Here is a 16556-nt window from a genome sequence, read left to right as displayed (position 1 = left end):
CCCCCGCCCCGGCATTCGCCGCGGGCGATCGGCAACGCTACCGCGGCTGGCGCAACCTGGGGCACATCCGCTCCACCAGCGATCACCTGGCCCTGTTTGTGACGGTCTGAACAAGGAGAAGACAGATGGCCAACAGCCCCCTGAGCAACCTCGCCGCAGCCCTGACCGGCGATGCCGGCGCGCCGATCGTCCTCACCCGCGACTACCTGATCACCGGCCTGGCGGACGCCACGGTCAGTGTCTCCGCTACCCTGGACAGCGACCTCAAGGCCGCCTTCCAGTCGCCCGTCGCCGGGCTCACGGTCAACCTCACCGCGCAGAGCGTGCAGCCGCTGAACCCCGCCACCCAGACCTTCAAGGTCACCGGGGTCAGCGCGCGCTTCCTGCAACAGGACATCCAGCAGGGGCTGGTACTGACCTTCGGCCTCAAGGGCGCTGTCGGGGCCCAGAGCCTGAGCCTGGAAATCGTCACCACCCCGGCCAGCTGGACCTGGGCCGACCTGTCGAGCTTCGCCACCGGCATTCCCTTCAAATGGGCCGGAATCAGCAACGCGGTCTTCACCTTCAATGCCAGCAAGGGCCCGCGGCAGGGCTTCGCCGCCCGGCTGACACCGCCGGCACAGCTCAGCACCGCGGTCGCGGTGGTACAGAACCTGGGATTCCCGACCCTGGCCCTGCCCTTCACCGGCAGCATGGACTTCGCCAAGGTCGACGGGGTCGAGGTGTTCATGCCCACCACCACCTTGCAGGCGCCGTTCCTCAACGTCAGCGACGGCTTGAAGCTGCTGTACCTGAATGTCGATACCCCGGTGTTCGGCCTGATCATCGGCCCGCCGGAACTGCAGGACGGCGAAGACCCGGCCGAAGCCTTCTACGACCAGCAGGTCAGCCTGTATTTCGGCCTCAACCTGAGCCTGACCGACCAGAACGGCAAGTCCGTCGCCTACCAGATGCGCGCCCTGGCCCAGATCAACAACGGCAGCGCCTTCAATTTCTACCTCGGCCACAGCGACGACGGCAGCGCCCTGCTGACCCCGGCGACCATCATCGGCCTGCTGGACAACAACGGCAGCTTCTTCAATGGCACGCCAGCGGTGCTGCAACAGTTTCTCTCCGGGATCGGCCTGCGCAGCCTCGCCCTGAGTGGCGTTACCAACCCGAAACTGACGCTGAGCACCGCCAGCGTGACCCTGGGCGCCGACCCCACGGTGATCAATGTCGAGCATCCCTGGGTGCCACTGCAGGACCCGACCAACCAGCTGGTGTTCGGCGTCACCGATTTCGAACTGGTGTGGGGAATCAACTTCCTGCCTGACAACAAGACCCAGAGTTTTCTGTTCCAGACCCGCTTCTTGTTACTGCCCGAAGTGTTCAAGGGCAAGACCGCCGGCGAGAACGGCCTGTTCTTCGTCCAGTTCAATTCCGACCTGCAACTGCTGGCACGCTTCGACGGCACGGCCAACCTCAACGACCTGATCGCCACCCTGACCGCTCAGTTGATCCGCATCCCCAAGAGTTTCGTCGACGCCTCGCTGTCCGATGTCGGCCTGAGCCTGGATGTCGGCGCCAAGAGCTACGCCTTCAACGCCGGCTTCGAGCTCGACCTGAACCTGTTCACCTTCGGTGGCCAGCCGATTCTCTCGGTCACCGACGGCCAGCTGTACATCAAGGCCACCACACCCACCAGCGCCAGCGGCAGCAATGCCCCGGCGGTGACCACCTACCAGGCGGGGATCGGTGGCCTGGTCGGCATCGGTCCGTATTTCGCCAATGCCAGCCTCGACTACGACGGCAGCAAGACCCCGGCCACCTGGCAAGTCGCCGCGCAACTGGCGCAGCCGGTGGATGTGCAACAGCTGGTCAGCCAGTTCCTCAGCTTCGGTGGGACTTTCACCTTTCCGGATTTCCTGCCCGGCAAACTGCTGGTCAACACCCTGGAGGTAGACGCCAGCCTGAGCACCGGCAACACCCCGCTCGACAGCTACACGGTGGCCGGCAGCCTGCGCTGGACCTTCAATCTGGGCGAAGCCTTCCATGTCGACACCCTGGCCACCCTGAGCCTGAGCTACGACGCCAGCAAGCCGGCGAACCAGCAGTACAGCGGCAGCGCCACCACCCTATGGGATTTCAGCTTTCTCAACGACAGCGTGCTGCTGGGCTACAGCTTCGCCCCCGACAACCAGGGCAGCAACGCCCAACTGACCCTGTCCTGGGAAGGCCTGACGGCGATCTATCAGGTCGACAAAAAGGCCCTGACCTTCACCCTGAAGAACTGGAGCCTGGGCCGGCTGATCCAGAAACTCATGCAATCGCTGAGCGACCCGTATTTCACCCTGAGCTCGCCCTGGGACGTGCTCAACCAGATTTCCCTCGACGGCCTGTCGCTGATCATCAACCTGGAAAACAGCAGCGGTAGCAGCGTGCCGAGCATCAGCGCCAAGTACACCCTGGCGAGCAAGATCGACCTGGGGTTCATGAGCATCGACGGCCTGGTGTTCGAGCGCAAAAAGGTCAATGGCGTGGACAAGATCACCCTGGGCATCGACGGATCCTCGGTGTTCAAGGGCAACAACTCCCAGGAGCAGCAGGACTGGAGCAACCTGCTGGACCCGAACAAGGGCCAGCCGGTGGACAAGCTGCCGACGGTGCCGGGCCAGGGCACGGACTACTTCAGCCTGCCACTGCTGGTACTCGGCCAGCGGGTCGCCATCAGCGGCTACGACAGCTTCGCCAACACCAAGGCGGTGATCGACGCCCTGAAGAACGTGCCGTCGACCACCGGTTCCAGCAACCCGATGAACCCCAGCGACAGCGGCAGCAAGGGCGTGCCCTACTACAACCGCAACAGCGACTGGCTGATCGCCGGGCAACTGTTGCTGCTCAAGACCGGCAAAGACTGGACCGTCGACCTGATGCTGGTGTTCAACGACCCCAACCTCTATGGCCTGCGCCTGGCCCTGGCCGGGGAGAAAGCCAAGGCCCTGGGCAACCTGGTACTGGACATCCTGTACAAGAAGATCACCGACGATGTCGGCGTGTACCAGATCGAATGGACCTTCCCCGACAGCATCCGCAACCTCAACTTCGGCGCGGTGTCCATCGTGCTGCCGGAGATCGGGGTGAAGATCTACACCAACGGCGACTTCTTCATCGACATCGGCTTTCCCTACAACCTGGACTTCACCCGTTCGTTCTCGATTTCCGCGATCGTCTACGGCGTGCCGGTGCTCGGTGCCGGCGGTTTCTACCTGGGCAAACTGTCGTCGGTGACCGCCACCCAGGTGCCGAAAACCACCCAGGGCACCTTCGACCCGGTGATCGTCTTCGGCCTCGGCCTGCAGCTGGGCCTGGGCTACAACTTCGTCAAGGGGCCGCTCAAGGCCGGCTTCGCCCTGACCGTGTTCGGCATCCTGGAAGGCACCATCGCCGCCTTCCACGCCTATCATCCGTCCACTGCCCTGGTGCCGGCCGGCAATAGCGTGCAGGACGACTACTACTTCAAGATCCAGGGCACGGTCGGGGTCATCGGCCTGCTCTACGGTAGCATCGACTTCGCCATCATCTCGGCCGCGGTCAACGTGCGCATCCCCCTGTCGCTGTCCCTGACCTATGAGAGCTACAAGCCGATTCCGATTGCCGCCCGGGCCACGGTGGAGGTCAGCGTCAAGGTCAAGATCGACCTCGGCCTGTTCAGTTTCAGCATCAGTTTTTCCTTCCACGCCGAGGTTTCGGCGCGTTTCGAGATCAACGCGATCCAGAGCGGCCCGGCACCCTGGGCCGAACCTGGCCTGCTGCTGGCACGCCAGGCCCGCCATGTGCGCCTGGCCAATGCACGGCGGGCCGCCGCGCCGCAACCGATGACGCTGCTGCGCGCCGCCGGCAAACCGCTGCTGAACCTCTACGCCACGCCGCAATTCACCGTGCTGTGCAACGAGGGCGCCAGCCACTACACCGACCAGCAGGGGGCCTTCGTGTTCCTGCTGACCATGGATGCGCCCTCGCCGACCCGAGACTCGGCCACAACGGCTGGCAACAGCAGCTTCGAACGCCTGTGCGCCGACTACCTGCCCTGGCTGGTGGGCACCTTGGGCTCGGCCAGCAGCGACCAGGACACCCTGGCCGACATCCTCGGCAGCCTGGTGGACAAGGCCATGCTCGAGGTGGATATCGAACGCCTTGCCGACCTGGCCAATCCGCCGTTCGGCATCAGCGAGTTGCTGACCTTCCTGTCGTCCTTCGAGGTCAGCATCACCCTGCCCGACGCCGCCAACCAGACGCAGATCCAGCAGGTACTGCAAGCCGGCTCGGTGCTGTTCCCGGTTTTCGACGGCCTGTCCCTGAACGTCCCCCTGGCCAATGCCGGCAGCGCGAGCGTGGATTTCGCCCACTACGTAGGCACCAACAGCACCTACCGCAGCAATGTCGCGCAGCTGTTCAAGGAGCTGGCAGCGCTGGTAACGAGCAAGGAGCCACCACCGGCGCCCGCATTGCGGGCCGCGGCGGACGACAGCGAATCCATGGCAACGGTGATCTTCACCGATGCCTTCATGGTCATCGGCCGGCAACTGTTGCAGGTCGCATTGAATGCCTTTGACGACTACGCCTACGCCACGGCCAATGGCAACTCCATCAGCGCAATCCTGAACTGGACCAACGACGCCCGCGGCAACAGCCTGACCCTGGACGACATCGTCCGACCGAACGCCGAAGTTGCCTTGAGCGACGGCCTTACCCTGAACATCCCGCTGCCAGCCTACACCCTGCAGAGCAGCGACACCCTGGCCAAGGTCGCCGCGGCCTGGTCCGACAGCAGCGTACCGGCGCGCTGGAGCACCAGCGCCTCGGGGCTGATCCTGGCCAATGGCAACTCGTTGGTGATCGCCGCCAATCAGGTGATCAGCCTGCCGGTGGGCAAAGACATCCATCAGCACACCACCGGTCCCGGGGAAACCTTCAACAGCCTGGCCCAGGCCCTGGACGTCACGCTGGCGCAACTGGCCCAGGACAGTGCGCTCTACGCCATGCCCGGGCTGCTGCTGGCCGGGCAGCCGTTGCTGCTGCCGAACCTCGCGTACCGCACCGCCGGCGACAGCCTGAACAGTGCCGGGGCGCGCTTCGGCGTCAGTGCCATGGTCCTGTTCAGCGACCCGGCATCGGCCAACTTCGGGGTGGCGCCACTGTTCGCCAAGCCGCAGATCACCCTGACGTCGCTCAACAGCCTGTATACGCAGGACCTGTGGAACCTGCTGGTGGCCACCGACCAGCTGTCGCAACTGGCGGGCATGCTCTCGCGCTTTCTGGCCTATGGCCTGCGCCTGCCGGCCAACCCAGCGGGCATGGGCGGCCTGAGCCTGAGCCCGGCGTTTCTCTACCCCGCCCAGCAGAACGCCTATGGCCTGTACCAGTTGACCGGGCAGCAGTTCCCGACCCCGGTCGGTCTCTTGCCCGGCAGCGACTTGCCCATCAGCCTGAGCCGGGCCGCCACCAGCCATGGGGTCGATCTGTCGTTCGTGCGCATTGCCGGGGCCAGCAGTGGTTCGATGAACCTGAATCAGGCCTACAGCAACCTCTGCGGGGTACTGGCCTACGCCCAGCAAGGCAAGTTCCAGCCGGCGCCGCACATCGAGCTGCTGCCCACCGTGGCCCGCAGCCCGAAAGACTACGCGGTGAAAAGCGTGTCCCTGTGGTCGAGTGCCGACCTGCAACAATTGCGCAACCTCTGCCAGCCGGGGCTGCGGGCCAACAGCGAGGGCAGCGCCAGCGTGCAGCCCATGCTCTGGTCCCTGCCCGACGGCCTGATCCAGCTGATCAACCAACGGGTCGGCAACCTCGCCCGGCAGTTGCCGAGGCTGGCGCAGCAGATCCCCTACCTGCCGGCGTTCACCCCGTGCGAGGTGTCCACCGACCCGGCGACCCTGGAAACCACCCGCCGCGAAATCCCGGCCTACAGCTACGCGACCCGGGTCGACTTCACCATCAAGCGCCTGCCCCAGGCCGAACCTGGGGCCATCGCCGGCAGCGGCAGCAACCTGTCCTACACCTATGAGCTGCTCGGCCCGTCGGCCACCGATGCGCAGTTGCTGGAGCGTCTGCTGATCGCGGTCAGCGAGCTGGGCAGCGCGATCATCAGCGGCCAGTTCCTGCTGATGCCCCAGGGCAACGCCAAGGCCAGCAACCTGCTGAGCCAGGCCGCCAGCGACTTCCTGGCCTTCCTCACCCAGACCAACCTGTCCACCGAAACCAACCCGCCGCCGGCCCTGATGGCCATGCGCCTGGCCGAAGAAGCCGGGCCGCGGGGCATCCTCAATCCGCCCGAGGAAGTGGTCAAGCTGCTCTGGGAACTGTCCACCGTGCGCTCCGGCGGCTACTACCTGAGCTACTACGATGCGATCGCCGCCGCCGGCCTGCCCGACAGCATCTTCGACGACAGCGGCACGGCCACCCTGACCCTGGTGGTGACCTACCCCCGCGACGCGCTCGACGGCCGCCTGTGCAACTTCGTCAACGCCTTCGTCAGCACCGACACGGTGATCCAGCAAGGCAGCCACATGACCCTGCGTTCGGCCGCTACCGCCGACAGCAGCCAACCGACCAGCGCCGGCGACAGCCTCGACAGCCTCGCGGCTTTCTACGGCATCGGCACTGGACGCATCGCCGAGCTCAATGCCGCCGTCACGCTGCGCAAGGCGGCGCAGGTGCCGGTGGACGGCATCATTCACCTGGTGACCCCGGCCGAGGCCAGCGCCGGCAACGGCCAGAGCGCGAGCATTCTCGACAACCTGGCACGCTACTACTCGGTGGGCGCACTGCAACCGATCAGCGCCACGCAGATCGCCAACCTCAACCCCGGGGTCAGCGCCGCCGGCGGCGTGGCGCTGTTCATCCCAGCCCTGACCTATGTCGTTGACGCCAGCCTGGCGCCGGGCAACAGCCTGCAGTCTCTGGCCACCTACTACGGCCTTGACCTGGACGCCCTGGCGGTGGGCGCCGCGCAGGTTTCCGGGCTGTTCAGCGTCGGCAGCAGCCTGAGCATCGACACCCAGACCTTCGATCTGCAAGCGGTGTTCAAGCAGGGCAACGCGGCCTTCAGTGTGCTGCGCAGCAATCCGCCGCCGGTGGACTCTCCCAGCCTGGACCCGGACGGCTACGCCAGCGCCTACCTGTACAACCTGTACTCGGTGCTGTCCGCCGGGCTCGACGGTTCGCCCTGGTTCAGCGCCAGCGAGCTGGCCCTGCCCTTCGGCCCGCAGCGGCCGGACAGTGGCGTCGACTCGCCCGAGGCCCAAGCCCACCGGCAGGCCATGCGCGATCCGCAAAGCCGCGCCCGGGCCCTCGATGCCCTGGCCGAAGACGACCAGTACAGCTACCAGCAGACCCTCGGTCTGGCCCGGCGCGCCACCAGCAATGCCGCGCCAGTACCAGCCCGGCCCGGGCTGCCGAGCGCCGCGGATAACCCCTACCGTGGCGTGGGCAGCTTCGCCCAGGTCAACCTGACCTGGCTGGACATCTTCGGCAACATCACCGTCACTCCCTTCCAGGCACCCACGCCCGGTTATCCCGGCAGCCTCAATCACCCACCGCTGCCGCTGCGTTACTGCGACCGGCTGATCGGCTTGTCGGCCTGGCCCAATACCCGCAGTTTCTATACCTACGAAGCCGTTGCCGGTGGCGCGCAACTGGTGATCAGTCTGAGCCTCGACACCTCCAGCTATGACCCGGCCGGCGGTGGCGACGTCAAGGTCCAGGCTGCCAAGGATCTGGAGATGTTCAGCCTGATCTACTACCAGCTGAACCAGTCCTACAAGGATCTGCAGTTGCCCTGGTGCCAGGGCCGCGCGGTCAGCGTGGAACTGGTCAACAGCCTGTTCGCCCAGCCCCTGAGCCGGCTCGACGACAGCCAGGCGCAGCCGCTGCTGGACTACGTCAACGGGGTGATCCTGTACCTCGCCCAAGTGGCCCAGGGCACCCGCCCCCCCGCACCGGCCACGGTGCAGCTGAAGCTGGCGGTGGACATCGACGCCCTGGCCCCGGGCTCGATCCTGCCCCTGAGCCTGACCCTCAGCCTGCGCCGGGTGGCGGCGCTGGTGGAGCCGGATGTCGCCGGCCTGGAAGGTGGCGTGGCGGTGACCAGCACCCTGCTGCCGGTCCCCGACGCGCTGAGCGCCAGCACCAGTGGTTACAGCCAGTTCGCTCGGGCCTTCGAGGCGCTGTTCCAGCGGGCCGGGGCCTGGATGACCCGGGTCGGCAGCGGCACCGCGGACCCGGGCAGCACCCCGGACGGCCGCAGCCAGACCCTGTGGGCCGCGCGTTTTGCCTTGAGCGACGGCGCCGACGGCATCCGTTACCGCATCGATCCGGCCCCGGGCTACTTCGCCGCCCAGCCGATCGCCCGCAGCCTGACCTCGGACAGCGTGCAGATCTACCCCAACTACCAGCCGGACCAGCCATTCCCGAGCGGCGATCCTGTGACCCTGACCCTGACCGGGGTCGATCAGAACCTGTGGTTCGAAACCGCCCTCAAGGCCATCGACGGCTTCCTCGCGCCGACCTACGCACCCTCGGTGTTTCTGCTCGACACCCTGCTGGGCAGCAAGGACCCGCTCAAGGACGGCAACCTGGGGAAAATCCTCAGCGCCAAGCAGACCCTGGCCGACGCTATTGCATCGACCATCAAGCCGGTGCTCTCGGCGGGCCCGCAGGACGGCCCGGCGCGGGCCGCGGCGGGCGAGAAGCTGCGCCAGAGCCTGCTCAACCAGTTGTATTCGGCCTACAGCACCACCGCCATCGTCGGCTTCTCGGTGCAAGGCAGCGCCACCGGCGAGCCGCTGTCGCTGTACGGCCAGCCGACGGTGGGGAGCGCCGCCAACGCGGCGGGCAACAGCGAAGCGCCGGAGGCCAGCAACGACAACTATGCCTTTGGCAGCGGTCGCATCGGCCTGCCCGACGCCCCAGGGGAAAGCGCCCTGGCGTTTGTCTTCAATTCGCGCAACGAGGCGGCAAGAAGCTACGTGCCGCTGGACCTGGAGCTGCAGATCAGCCACCTGGAGCATGACGTGCGCAACGTGCCGGGCATCAGCGGCTACACCCAGTCGAACTGGATTTCGCTGATCTCCGGCCCCTTGCGGGTGCCCCTGGCCGACGGCCAGACCCTGAACCTGCCAGTGCTGCTGCGGGCCCTGCCCGAGCCGCCGACCATCCAAGGGCAGACGGCGACGGCCTGGGCCCAGGTGCCGCAGCAAGTCTCGGACCTGAGCAAATGGACCTACGCCTTCGACTCACTGGTGCGCGGCACGGCCCAGGACAGCCTGAACGTGGCCATCGCCCTCAACACGCCGACCGTCGATGCTGCGCTGCGCAGTGTCGACAAGAGCCTGGTCACCGCCCTGGCGCAATTCGTCAGCGTGTACCCGAGCATTGAAGTGGCCATGCAAGACAATCTCAGCGCGATCAACTTCGGCGAGCCGACTGCGGTGCAGATTGCCGCAGCGCAACAGGCGGTGGAGGCCTTCGTCTACATCGTCCAGCAGGTCACCGAGGCCTACGATTCCTGGGCCCGGCCGCTGTTTCGCAACGCCGCGGCGTTTGTCGCGCCCCAGGCCCTGACCTGCACCTTCAGCCAGGTACTGGCACCGGTGACGGTGGATGGCCAGGAGCGGGCCGAAACCCTGCTGCTGGATGTCAGTATCAATCAGGTGGCGGCCAGCTACGATCCGGCCAGCGGGCAGATCAGCGCCACCCTGCCCCAGCTCGGCAAGGTCAGCCTGCCGGTGCCACTGGTGCAGATCGCCGCGCAACAGTACGAGGCGGTGAGCGTGGTCGATCCGAGCAACCCGGGGCTGATCGCCTATCGCTATCGACTCAAGGGCAGCCAGCCGGCCGTCTGGCTCGACTATGCGGACGCTCTGCTGATCGACGAGCGCCGCACCAGCCTGCCGGCCCTCAACGTGTTCGACCACCAGAATGCCTGGGCCTCGCTGTCGGTGGAGCGCAACCGCATCCTGTTCCCCGCGGCGGATATCGGCACCCTGCAGACCAATGCGCTGTTCCGCTTCTCGACGCCGGTGGTGCGCTTTGTCGACAGCATCAGCCCGCACATCAGCCAAGGCGCCTTCTCCCTGGACAACTTGCCGGTGCCGAACGCCAGCCTGGACGACTACCTCGAGGTGTTTTTCGCCGCCCTGGGCGCCGGCAGCAATGGCACCACGGTGCAGGTCGGGATGGAGGGCCGCTACAGCTACGAGGTCGCCGCCCCGGGCGTGGTCGCGCGCACCGTGCTGCCGGCGGCGCTGCTGTTGCCGGTGGCGACCTCGCTGAACAGCCCGCCGGCCTTCACCAGCGCCTTCAGCCAAGCCATCGACCGCTGGCGGCTGGCCGAACAGGTCACGCTCCAGGGCAACGCCCGGGTCGACCTGACCCTGCGGGCCTTCAGCGCCGACGATCCGGCGCAACTGGCACGGGGCGCGGTGGCCTCGGACAACCAGCCGCCGCTGCTGAGCATCGAGACACTCTGGGTATCCGCAAGCAAGGTTCCACCGGAACAAGGAGGTGCATGAGGCCGACACTACTGCGCACTGTTGATGAAGATGACCGGTTTAAATCAAACATATTGGAGTACACCACATGAACGGACACGCCAATCCCTCCTTTGACGAAGCCATGCCACTGGGGGCGTCTGATGCGCAATTCATCAATGACCTGCATGAGCTACTGGAGCGCCACGGCAACCTGGATCGCTTCGGACTCTGCCTGCTGCACGATCACTTCGCGGTCGCCGAGGACGAGATTCTGCTCGAATGCAACGACCATGAAGCCCGCACCCTGCATCTGGATGTGGTCAAGCGCGGCGCGCTGCCGGAGAGCAAGTTCACCAGCTGGCGCATCGGCGGCCCCCGGGCCGAGGCCCTGACCGCCTGTGCCATGGACAAGTGCAAGGTCGAAGCCCTTACCGCTTGCGCCATGGACAAGTGCAAGGTCGAAGCCCTCACCGCCTGCGCCATGGACAAGTGCAAGGTCGAGGCCCTGACCGCTTGCGCCATGGACAAGTGCAAGGTCGAAGCCCTGACCGCCTGCGCCATGGACAAGTGCAAGGTCGAGGCCCTCACCGCTTGCGCCATGGACAAGTGCAAGTAGTTCCAAATCCTGCCGATGGCCAGTGGCGGGCACGGGAGGCCGATCGGCTGCCGTGCTCGTCCTGGCTCGCGCAGTTCTATCAACGGCGCCACGGCGCCCTGGTCGGTTCCGGCACCGCGGCGCTGGAACTGGCGCTGCGCCAACTGGGGGTCACCGGCACCTGGCGGGTCGCGGTTCCGGCCGCCACCTGTCATCAAGTGGTGGCCGCCGTCCTCAATGTCGGCGCGATACCGGTGATTATCGAAAACGCCGCCGACCTGCTGCTCAGCAGTGAGGCGCTGGCGCCCCATGTCAACGGCCTGGACGCGGTGATCGCGGTCCATCAATACGGCTTGCCCTGCGACATCCCGGCCTTGCGCCAGTTGCTCGGCGCGCATCGGCCGATCATCGAAGACAGCGCCGCGGCCTGGGGACTGCACTGTCCGGGCGCATCGCTGGTGGTCACCTCCCTGGGCCACGGCAAGGCCCTGGACATTGGCGGCGGCGGCGCGCTGTTCGGCGACCTGCCGGTGGATGGCGATATCGACGTCTGGTCGCCGGGCCAGCGTTCCCGCGTCCGCCCGGCCTTGAGCCCGGCCCTGTCGATCCATGCCCTGCCGGCGCTGATGCCCGCCGTCGCCCGGGCCCAGGCCCGTAGCCAGCGCCTGCAACAGCAGATGCCCGGGCTGCTGGCGCGCTTGCGCGATGCCGGCCTTGAGCCCTGGGCCGGAGCGGCGCTGCCCAACGGTCAATACCTTGCGATCCGCACCCGCGAGCCGCCGTTGTTCGAGCGCCTGCGCCACAGCCCCCACGCCGACGCCCTGGGTGTCTGCGCCCCGGCAGCCGGCGCGCTGCGGGAACTGCCGATGCTGCGCGGCCGTGGCGAGGTGGCCCAGGGACCGCAAGCCAGCCTGGAACTGCGCCACAACTGGGTCCTGCTGGACCCGATTGCCGCCCTCGACCACCCCGGGCGCCTGGCCGCCTGGATCGGAGACGCTCGATGAACAGCCCCGCCTGGCAAGACCTGCACGATCTGAACCGGCCTTTCGCCCCCGGCCCGCGAGTGCAACAACTGGCCGACTATGCCCAGAGCGGTCAGACGCTAAGCTCGGAGCAGTTGCTCGGGGTGGCCGGTGCGCGGGTGCTGTTCGCCAACTACCCGGCGCTGCGCGCCGACTTCGACGCCCCCTGGGAACAGGCGCCGGGGGAGCCCCTGCCGGTGGCCATCGACCGCTGGCTGCTGCGCAACGCCGCTTATATATCCACCAGCCAGGCGGCGGCCCAAGGCATCAACACCCCGATTGCCCTGGATAACCGCCGGGTAACGGGCTGGCGTCCGCCGCGCTATGGTCGCGCCGCGGTGCTGTGTGCGCCGGCCAGCGAGCAGGTGCTGTTCGACATCAAGGGCATTGGCGTGCCGCCGGACGAAGCCCCACAGTTGCCCCACTCCAACGGCCTGCTGACCCTGGCCGAGGCGGTGCACGAAGTGCTGATGGAGCACTTGGTCTACGCCGCCATGAGCCACGCCGGAGCGGCGATCACGCCATTGCCGGCCTACGCCCTGATCGACCTGGGCTTCGACGCCTTGTGGCATGACGGGCGTGCCGCGGAACCGGCGGTGCTGCTGTTGCGCCGGGCCTGCACCCGCCCGCGCTGCCAGTGGCAGCGCTACTGGCAGGGCCCCGAACTGGCCGGCGCGCTGATGCAGGCCGAACTCCTGCTGCGGCGTTATGGCTTGACCGCCAGCAGCTGTGGCGCGGTGCGCTTCCATGTGTACCGGGAGAACGGCGAACTGCAGGTCAGGCGCGATGAGCAGGAACTACCGATCAGCGCCCAGGTGGCCGGGACGCTGCAACGCCTGATGAGCGCCAACCGAGAGCAGCCGTTGCTGATCGACGGGGTCAATGTGCAACTGGCCGGGGTGCCCGGTGTGGCGCCATTGCAATTGCAGGTGATGGACTTTGGTCGCTATCGGTTTGCCGAGCGCTTCGAACATCACCTGTACGCCTGGATCGACGCCGATTACCAGAACCTCAATGGCCTGTACCTGGCACCGGACGATCCGCGCTACGTCCAGCCCGATCCGCGCCTGAGCCTGGCCCACAGTACCGAGGGCCGGTGTTTCGCCGAATTGCAGCGCCAGGTCGAGGGGTTTCGCCAGGATGGCGATCCCCAGCGCCTGTGCCAGGCGTTGCGCGCCGCCCTGGCAGAAGCCTGCCGGCCATTGCGCGGCCAGGCTTGAATCCCCTGGCCGGGCGAGGCTCAGTCCCTGGTCATGCCCGGCCCGGGCCGGATCCTGCGATCAGGGTGATCACGCTCGATGAACTGGCGCAGCCCTTCCTGGGTTTGCGGGGTGTGGATCGAACGGTTGAAGCACTGGGCCTCGATCTTCAGGCCCTCGGCCAGGGGCAGTCCGTAACCGCGGATGGCTGCTTCCTTGTCCGAGCGCATCGCCGGTTGCGGCAGCCCGGCCAACACCTGGGCCAGTTCCAGGGCTCGCTTGAGGGAGCGCCCGCTGGGCACTATTTCGTTGACCAGGCCTATGCGGTAAGCCTCCTGGGCATCGATCACCTTGCCCGTGAGGATCAGTTCCATGGCCCGGCCCATGCCGACAATCCGTGGCAGGCGCTGGGTGCCGCCGTCCGCCAGGCCGATGTTCCAGCGGCGGCAGGTGACGCCAAAGGATGCATGCTCCTCGGCGATGCGCAGGTCGGCAAAACAGGCCCACTCCAGGCCCCCGGCATAGGCCACGCCATTGACCGCGGCGATCACCGGCTTGTAGACATCGACCCAGCGACTGGGGCCAATGATGCCGGGGCGCTCGCCACGCTCATGGGCGGCCATTTCCTCGGGACTCGACGGCACCAGTTGTGCGGCGGCCTTGAGGTCGCCGCCGGCACAGAAGGCCCGATCACCGGTGCCGGTAATGATCGCCACCAGGGCCGTGTCGTCGTCGCGAAAACGGCTCCAGGCGTCGATCAATTCAAGGTGGGTCACGGGGCCGATGCAGTTGCGCTGCTCGGGGCGATTGAAGCGGATGACCACTACGGATCCATGTTGCTCGTAAGCGATTTCCTTGAAGTTCATGGCAACTCCTGTTGCTGGTCGTGGCGCGTTGAGCAAAACCCGGACTGCAGTATAGGCAGCCCTGGCTTTTCTCTCGGCGCTCACTGGACCTGACGCCCGAGTTGAGCGCGCATGCAACAAGACGGATTTCGCGCCAGCAGAACGCTTGAGTCAGCGCCCCTGCCCGCCCCAGTCTGTTAGCCTAGCCACCCGCTCGCCCCCACTGCGAAACCGCCATGACTGCTTCAACGCAATTCTGGCGCGATGCGAAGCTGCCCTACGTCGAAAGCCGGCGGGCCTGTGACAGCCGCGCCAACTACAAGGCCCACAGCCATCCGACGATCTCCATCGGCGCCGTAGACCGTGGCGTCAGCCTGTTCAGTGGCGCAGCCCAGGGCCCGACCCTGATTCAGGCAGGCAGCGTGGTGTTTGTCCCGGCCGATTGCGCCCACGCCTGCAACCCTTTACCCGACCAGGCCTGGAGCTACCAGATGCTGCACCTGGACCCGCGCTGGGTCGAAGCGGTGCGCCAGGAAACGCAGCAAAACGCGCCGTACCCGCTGAACCAGGTGCTGTTGAGCCAGGATGAGGATCTGTACCAGCGCTTCTGTCGGCTCAACCACCTGCTGTTCTCTACCTGCAGTTGGCAGGACAAGGAGGCCGCGCTGATTGAGTTCATCGGTGGCTTTGCCGCCCATGAGCAACCGGTGATCGCCCTCGCAGCGGACCCCGCCCGGGCCAGTGCCGGGGTGCGTCGGGTCATGGATTACCTGCAGCGCGACCCGGAACAGAGCAGCGCGCTGGAGCAACTGGCGGAACTGGCCGGCATCAGCCGCTATCAGTTGATCCGTACCTTCCGCAGCGCCACCGGGTTGACGCCCCACGCCTACCAGCTGAACCAGCGGATCATCCAGGCCCGCTCCTCGCTGCAGGCCGGGGAAACCTCGGCGAACCTGGCCCAGCGCCTGGGTTTTGCCGATCAGGCGCACTTCCAGCGGGTGTTCAAGGCCCACGTCGGCGTCACCCCGGGGCTTTACAAGGCCTGAGGCGGCGCAATTTTCTTCAATACCGCTGACCTTGGGGCAGCGCAGACTTCCGGGCTATCAAGTCACTGGAAGTCCTACCGATGCTGCAACAGTTCCTGCTGGTCGCCGCCGCGCACTTTCTCGCCCTGCTCTCCCCCGGTCCGGATTTCTTCCTGGTGGCGCGCATGTCCATGGCCGCCGGTTGGCGCGCGGCCACCGGCGCCTGCCTGGGCATCGCCCTGGCCAATGGCGTGTTCATCGTCCTGGCCTTCGCCGGGGTTTCGGTGTTTCGGGCCGACGGTCCGCTGTTCCTGAGCATCCAACTGGCCGGGTGCGGTTACCTGCTGTACATGGGCTGGCTGTTTATCCGCCATGCCGGGGCCAGTTCCCTGGCTGCGGTAGACAGCAACGGCGAAACCCGGGCGCTGGGCCGCGCCAGCTGGCGACGCGGCCTGGGCATGGGGTTTCTCTCCGGCATTCTCAACCCGAAGAACGCGCTGTTCTATGTCAGCCTGGCTTCCCTGGTGGGCGCGCAGACCAACGCCGGCTGGAAACTGGTCTACGGCCTGTGGATGTTCAGCGCGGTGCTGCTCTGGGACCTGCTGGTGGCCCTGGCGATCGGCAACCGCCGGGTGCGCGAGCGGTTCGCCCGCGCCTTGCCCTGGCTGGAACGAGGCACCGGGGTTGTCTTGATCCTGTTGGCGCTGCTGGTGGTTGGCGCGACGCTGTGGCGCCATTGAAATCGCGCCCGCGGGCCGTGGCCCGGAGCTGTCATTACAAATAAACAACAAAGCAATAATCTGCCGCGATGCCGCTGCCGGTAGTGTCGCAACAGTGATCGGGGCTGCCGGGGGAACTGCGGTGCCAATCCCACTTTTCGAGCGCAAGGAGAACCTGCCATGCAACAACAGCCACGCCTGGGGTGCGGTGTCGCGATTGTCCGTGACGGCCAGTTGCTGCTGGTCAAGCGCCTGGGCGATCCCGAGGCCGGTTGCTGGGGCCTGCCCGGGGGCAAGGTCGACTGGCTGGAGCCGGTGGAGCAAGCCATGCGCCGGGAAATCCACGAAGAGCTGGGGCTGACCCTGCAAGGCGTCAGCCTGCTGTGCGTGGTGGATCAGATCGACCCGCTGCGCCAGGAACACTGGGTTTCGCCGGTCTATCTGGCCTCGGCCCCGGCCATGGCGCCGCGTAATTGCGAGCCGCACAAGCACAGCGAGGTGGCCTGGTTCGAGCTCGATCGGCTGCCTCAGCCCCTGACCCAGGCCACTCGCAGTGCCGTGCGCGCGCTGGTGCAGGTAGCCGCCCTGGAAAGCTAGACGCCGCGCGGCGAGCTTTCCGGTTAGCCCTTGCCCGCCT

At 66.6% G+C, this 16556-nt stretch carries 8 protein-coding genes; 7 read left to right on the top strand and 1 reads right to left on the bottom strand.

Annotated features, from left to right (window positions below):
• Window positions 1-125 precede the first annotated feature (125 nt).
• The 4 genes from DNK59_RS31375 (at window position 126) to DNK59_RS31360 (ending at window position 13351) form a co-directional block, all read left to right on the top strand.
• Complete coding sequence (locus DNK59_RS31375; protein WP_110725840.1) at window positions 126-10553, top strand: peptidoglycan-binding protein; 10428 nt, start codon at window positions 126-128, stop codon at window positions 10551-10553.
• Between the two features lie 67 nt (window positions 10554-10620).
• A complete protein-coding gene (locus tag DNK59_RS31370) occupies window positions 10621-11130 on the top strand; it encodes a hypothetical protein (RefSeq protein ID WP_110725839.1) in 510 nt (169 codons plus the stop codon).
• Window positions 11121-12113, top strand: coding sequence for a DegT/DnrJ/EryC1/StrS family aminotransferase (locus DNK59_RS31365; protein WP_256596751.1), 993 nt, complete (start codon window positions 11121-11123; stop codon window positions 12111-12113). Before DNK59_RS31370 ends, DNK59_RS31365 begins: the two co-directional genes overlap by 10 nt.
• Window positions 12110-13351, top strand: a complete 1242-nt coding sequence (locus tag DNK59_RS31360) for a hypothetical protein (protein ID WP_110725837.1) — start codon at window positions 12110-12112, stop codon at window positions 13349-13351. The genes DNK59_RS31365 and DNK59_RS31360 overlap by 4 nt, the downstream gene beginning before the upstream one ends.
• 20 nt (window positions 13352-13371) lie before the next feature.
• Here the strand turns inward: DNK59_RS31360 and DNK59_RS31355 are convergent, their stop codons facing one another.
• Window positions 13372-14196 (bottom strand): enoyl-CoA hydratase/isomerase family protein, encoded by an 825-nt coding sequence (locus DNK59_RS31355; protein WP_110725836.1) that lies wholly within the window; start codon window positions 14194-14196, stop codon window positions 13372-13374.
• 215 nt (window positions 14197-14411) lie between these two features.
• Here DNK59_RS31355 and DNK59_RS31350 point away from each other — a divergent pair, with 215 nt between their 5' ends.
• The 3 genes from DNK59_RS31350 (at window position 14412) to DNK59_RS31340 (ending at window position 16516) form a co-directional block, all read left to right on the top strand.
• Window positions 14412-15221 (top strand): AraC family transcriptional regulator, encoded by an 810-nt coding sequence (locus DNK59_RS31350; RefSeq protein WP_110725835.1) that lies wholly within the window; start codon window positions 14412-14414, stop codon window positions 15219-15221.
• An 80-nt stretch (window positions 15222-15301) separates the two neighbouring features.
• On the top strand, window positions 15302-15940 hold the full coding sequence (locus DNK59_RS31345; RefSeq protein ID WP_110725834.1) for a LysE family translocator: 639 nt from the start codon (window positions 15302-15304) through the stop codon (window positions 15938-15940).
• A gap of 159 nt (window positions 15941-16099) precedes the next feature.
• The gene (locus tag DNK59_RS31340) at window positions 16100-16516 is read left to right on the top strand and encodes an NUDIX domain-containing protein (RefSeq protein ID WP_092314871.1); all 417 of its coding nucleotides are present in this window, start codon (window positions 16100-16102) and stop codon (window positions 16514-16516) included.
• Window positions 16517-16556: the final 40 nt, after the last annotated feature.

The organism is Pseudomonas sp. TKO26, assembly GCF_003225665.1.
In the GTDB taxonomy this organism is placed as follows: Bacteria; Pseudomonadota; Gammaproteobacteria; order Pseudomonadales; family Pseudomonadaceae; genus Aquipseudomonas; species Aquipseudomonas saponiphila.
Note: the sequence above shows the minus strand (reverse complement) of the source record. Positions and strands in the feature narration are given on the sequence as shown.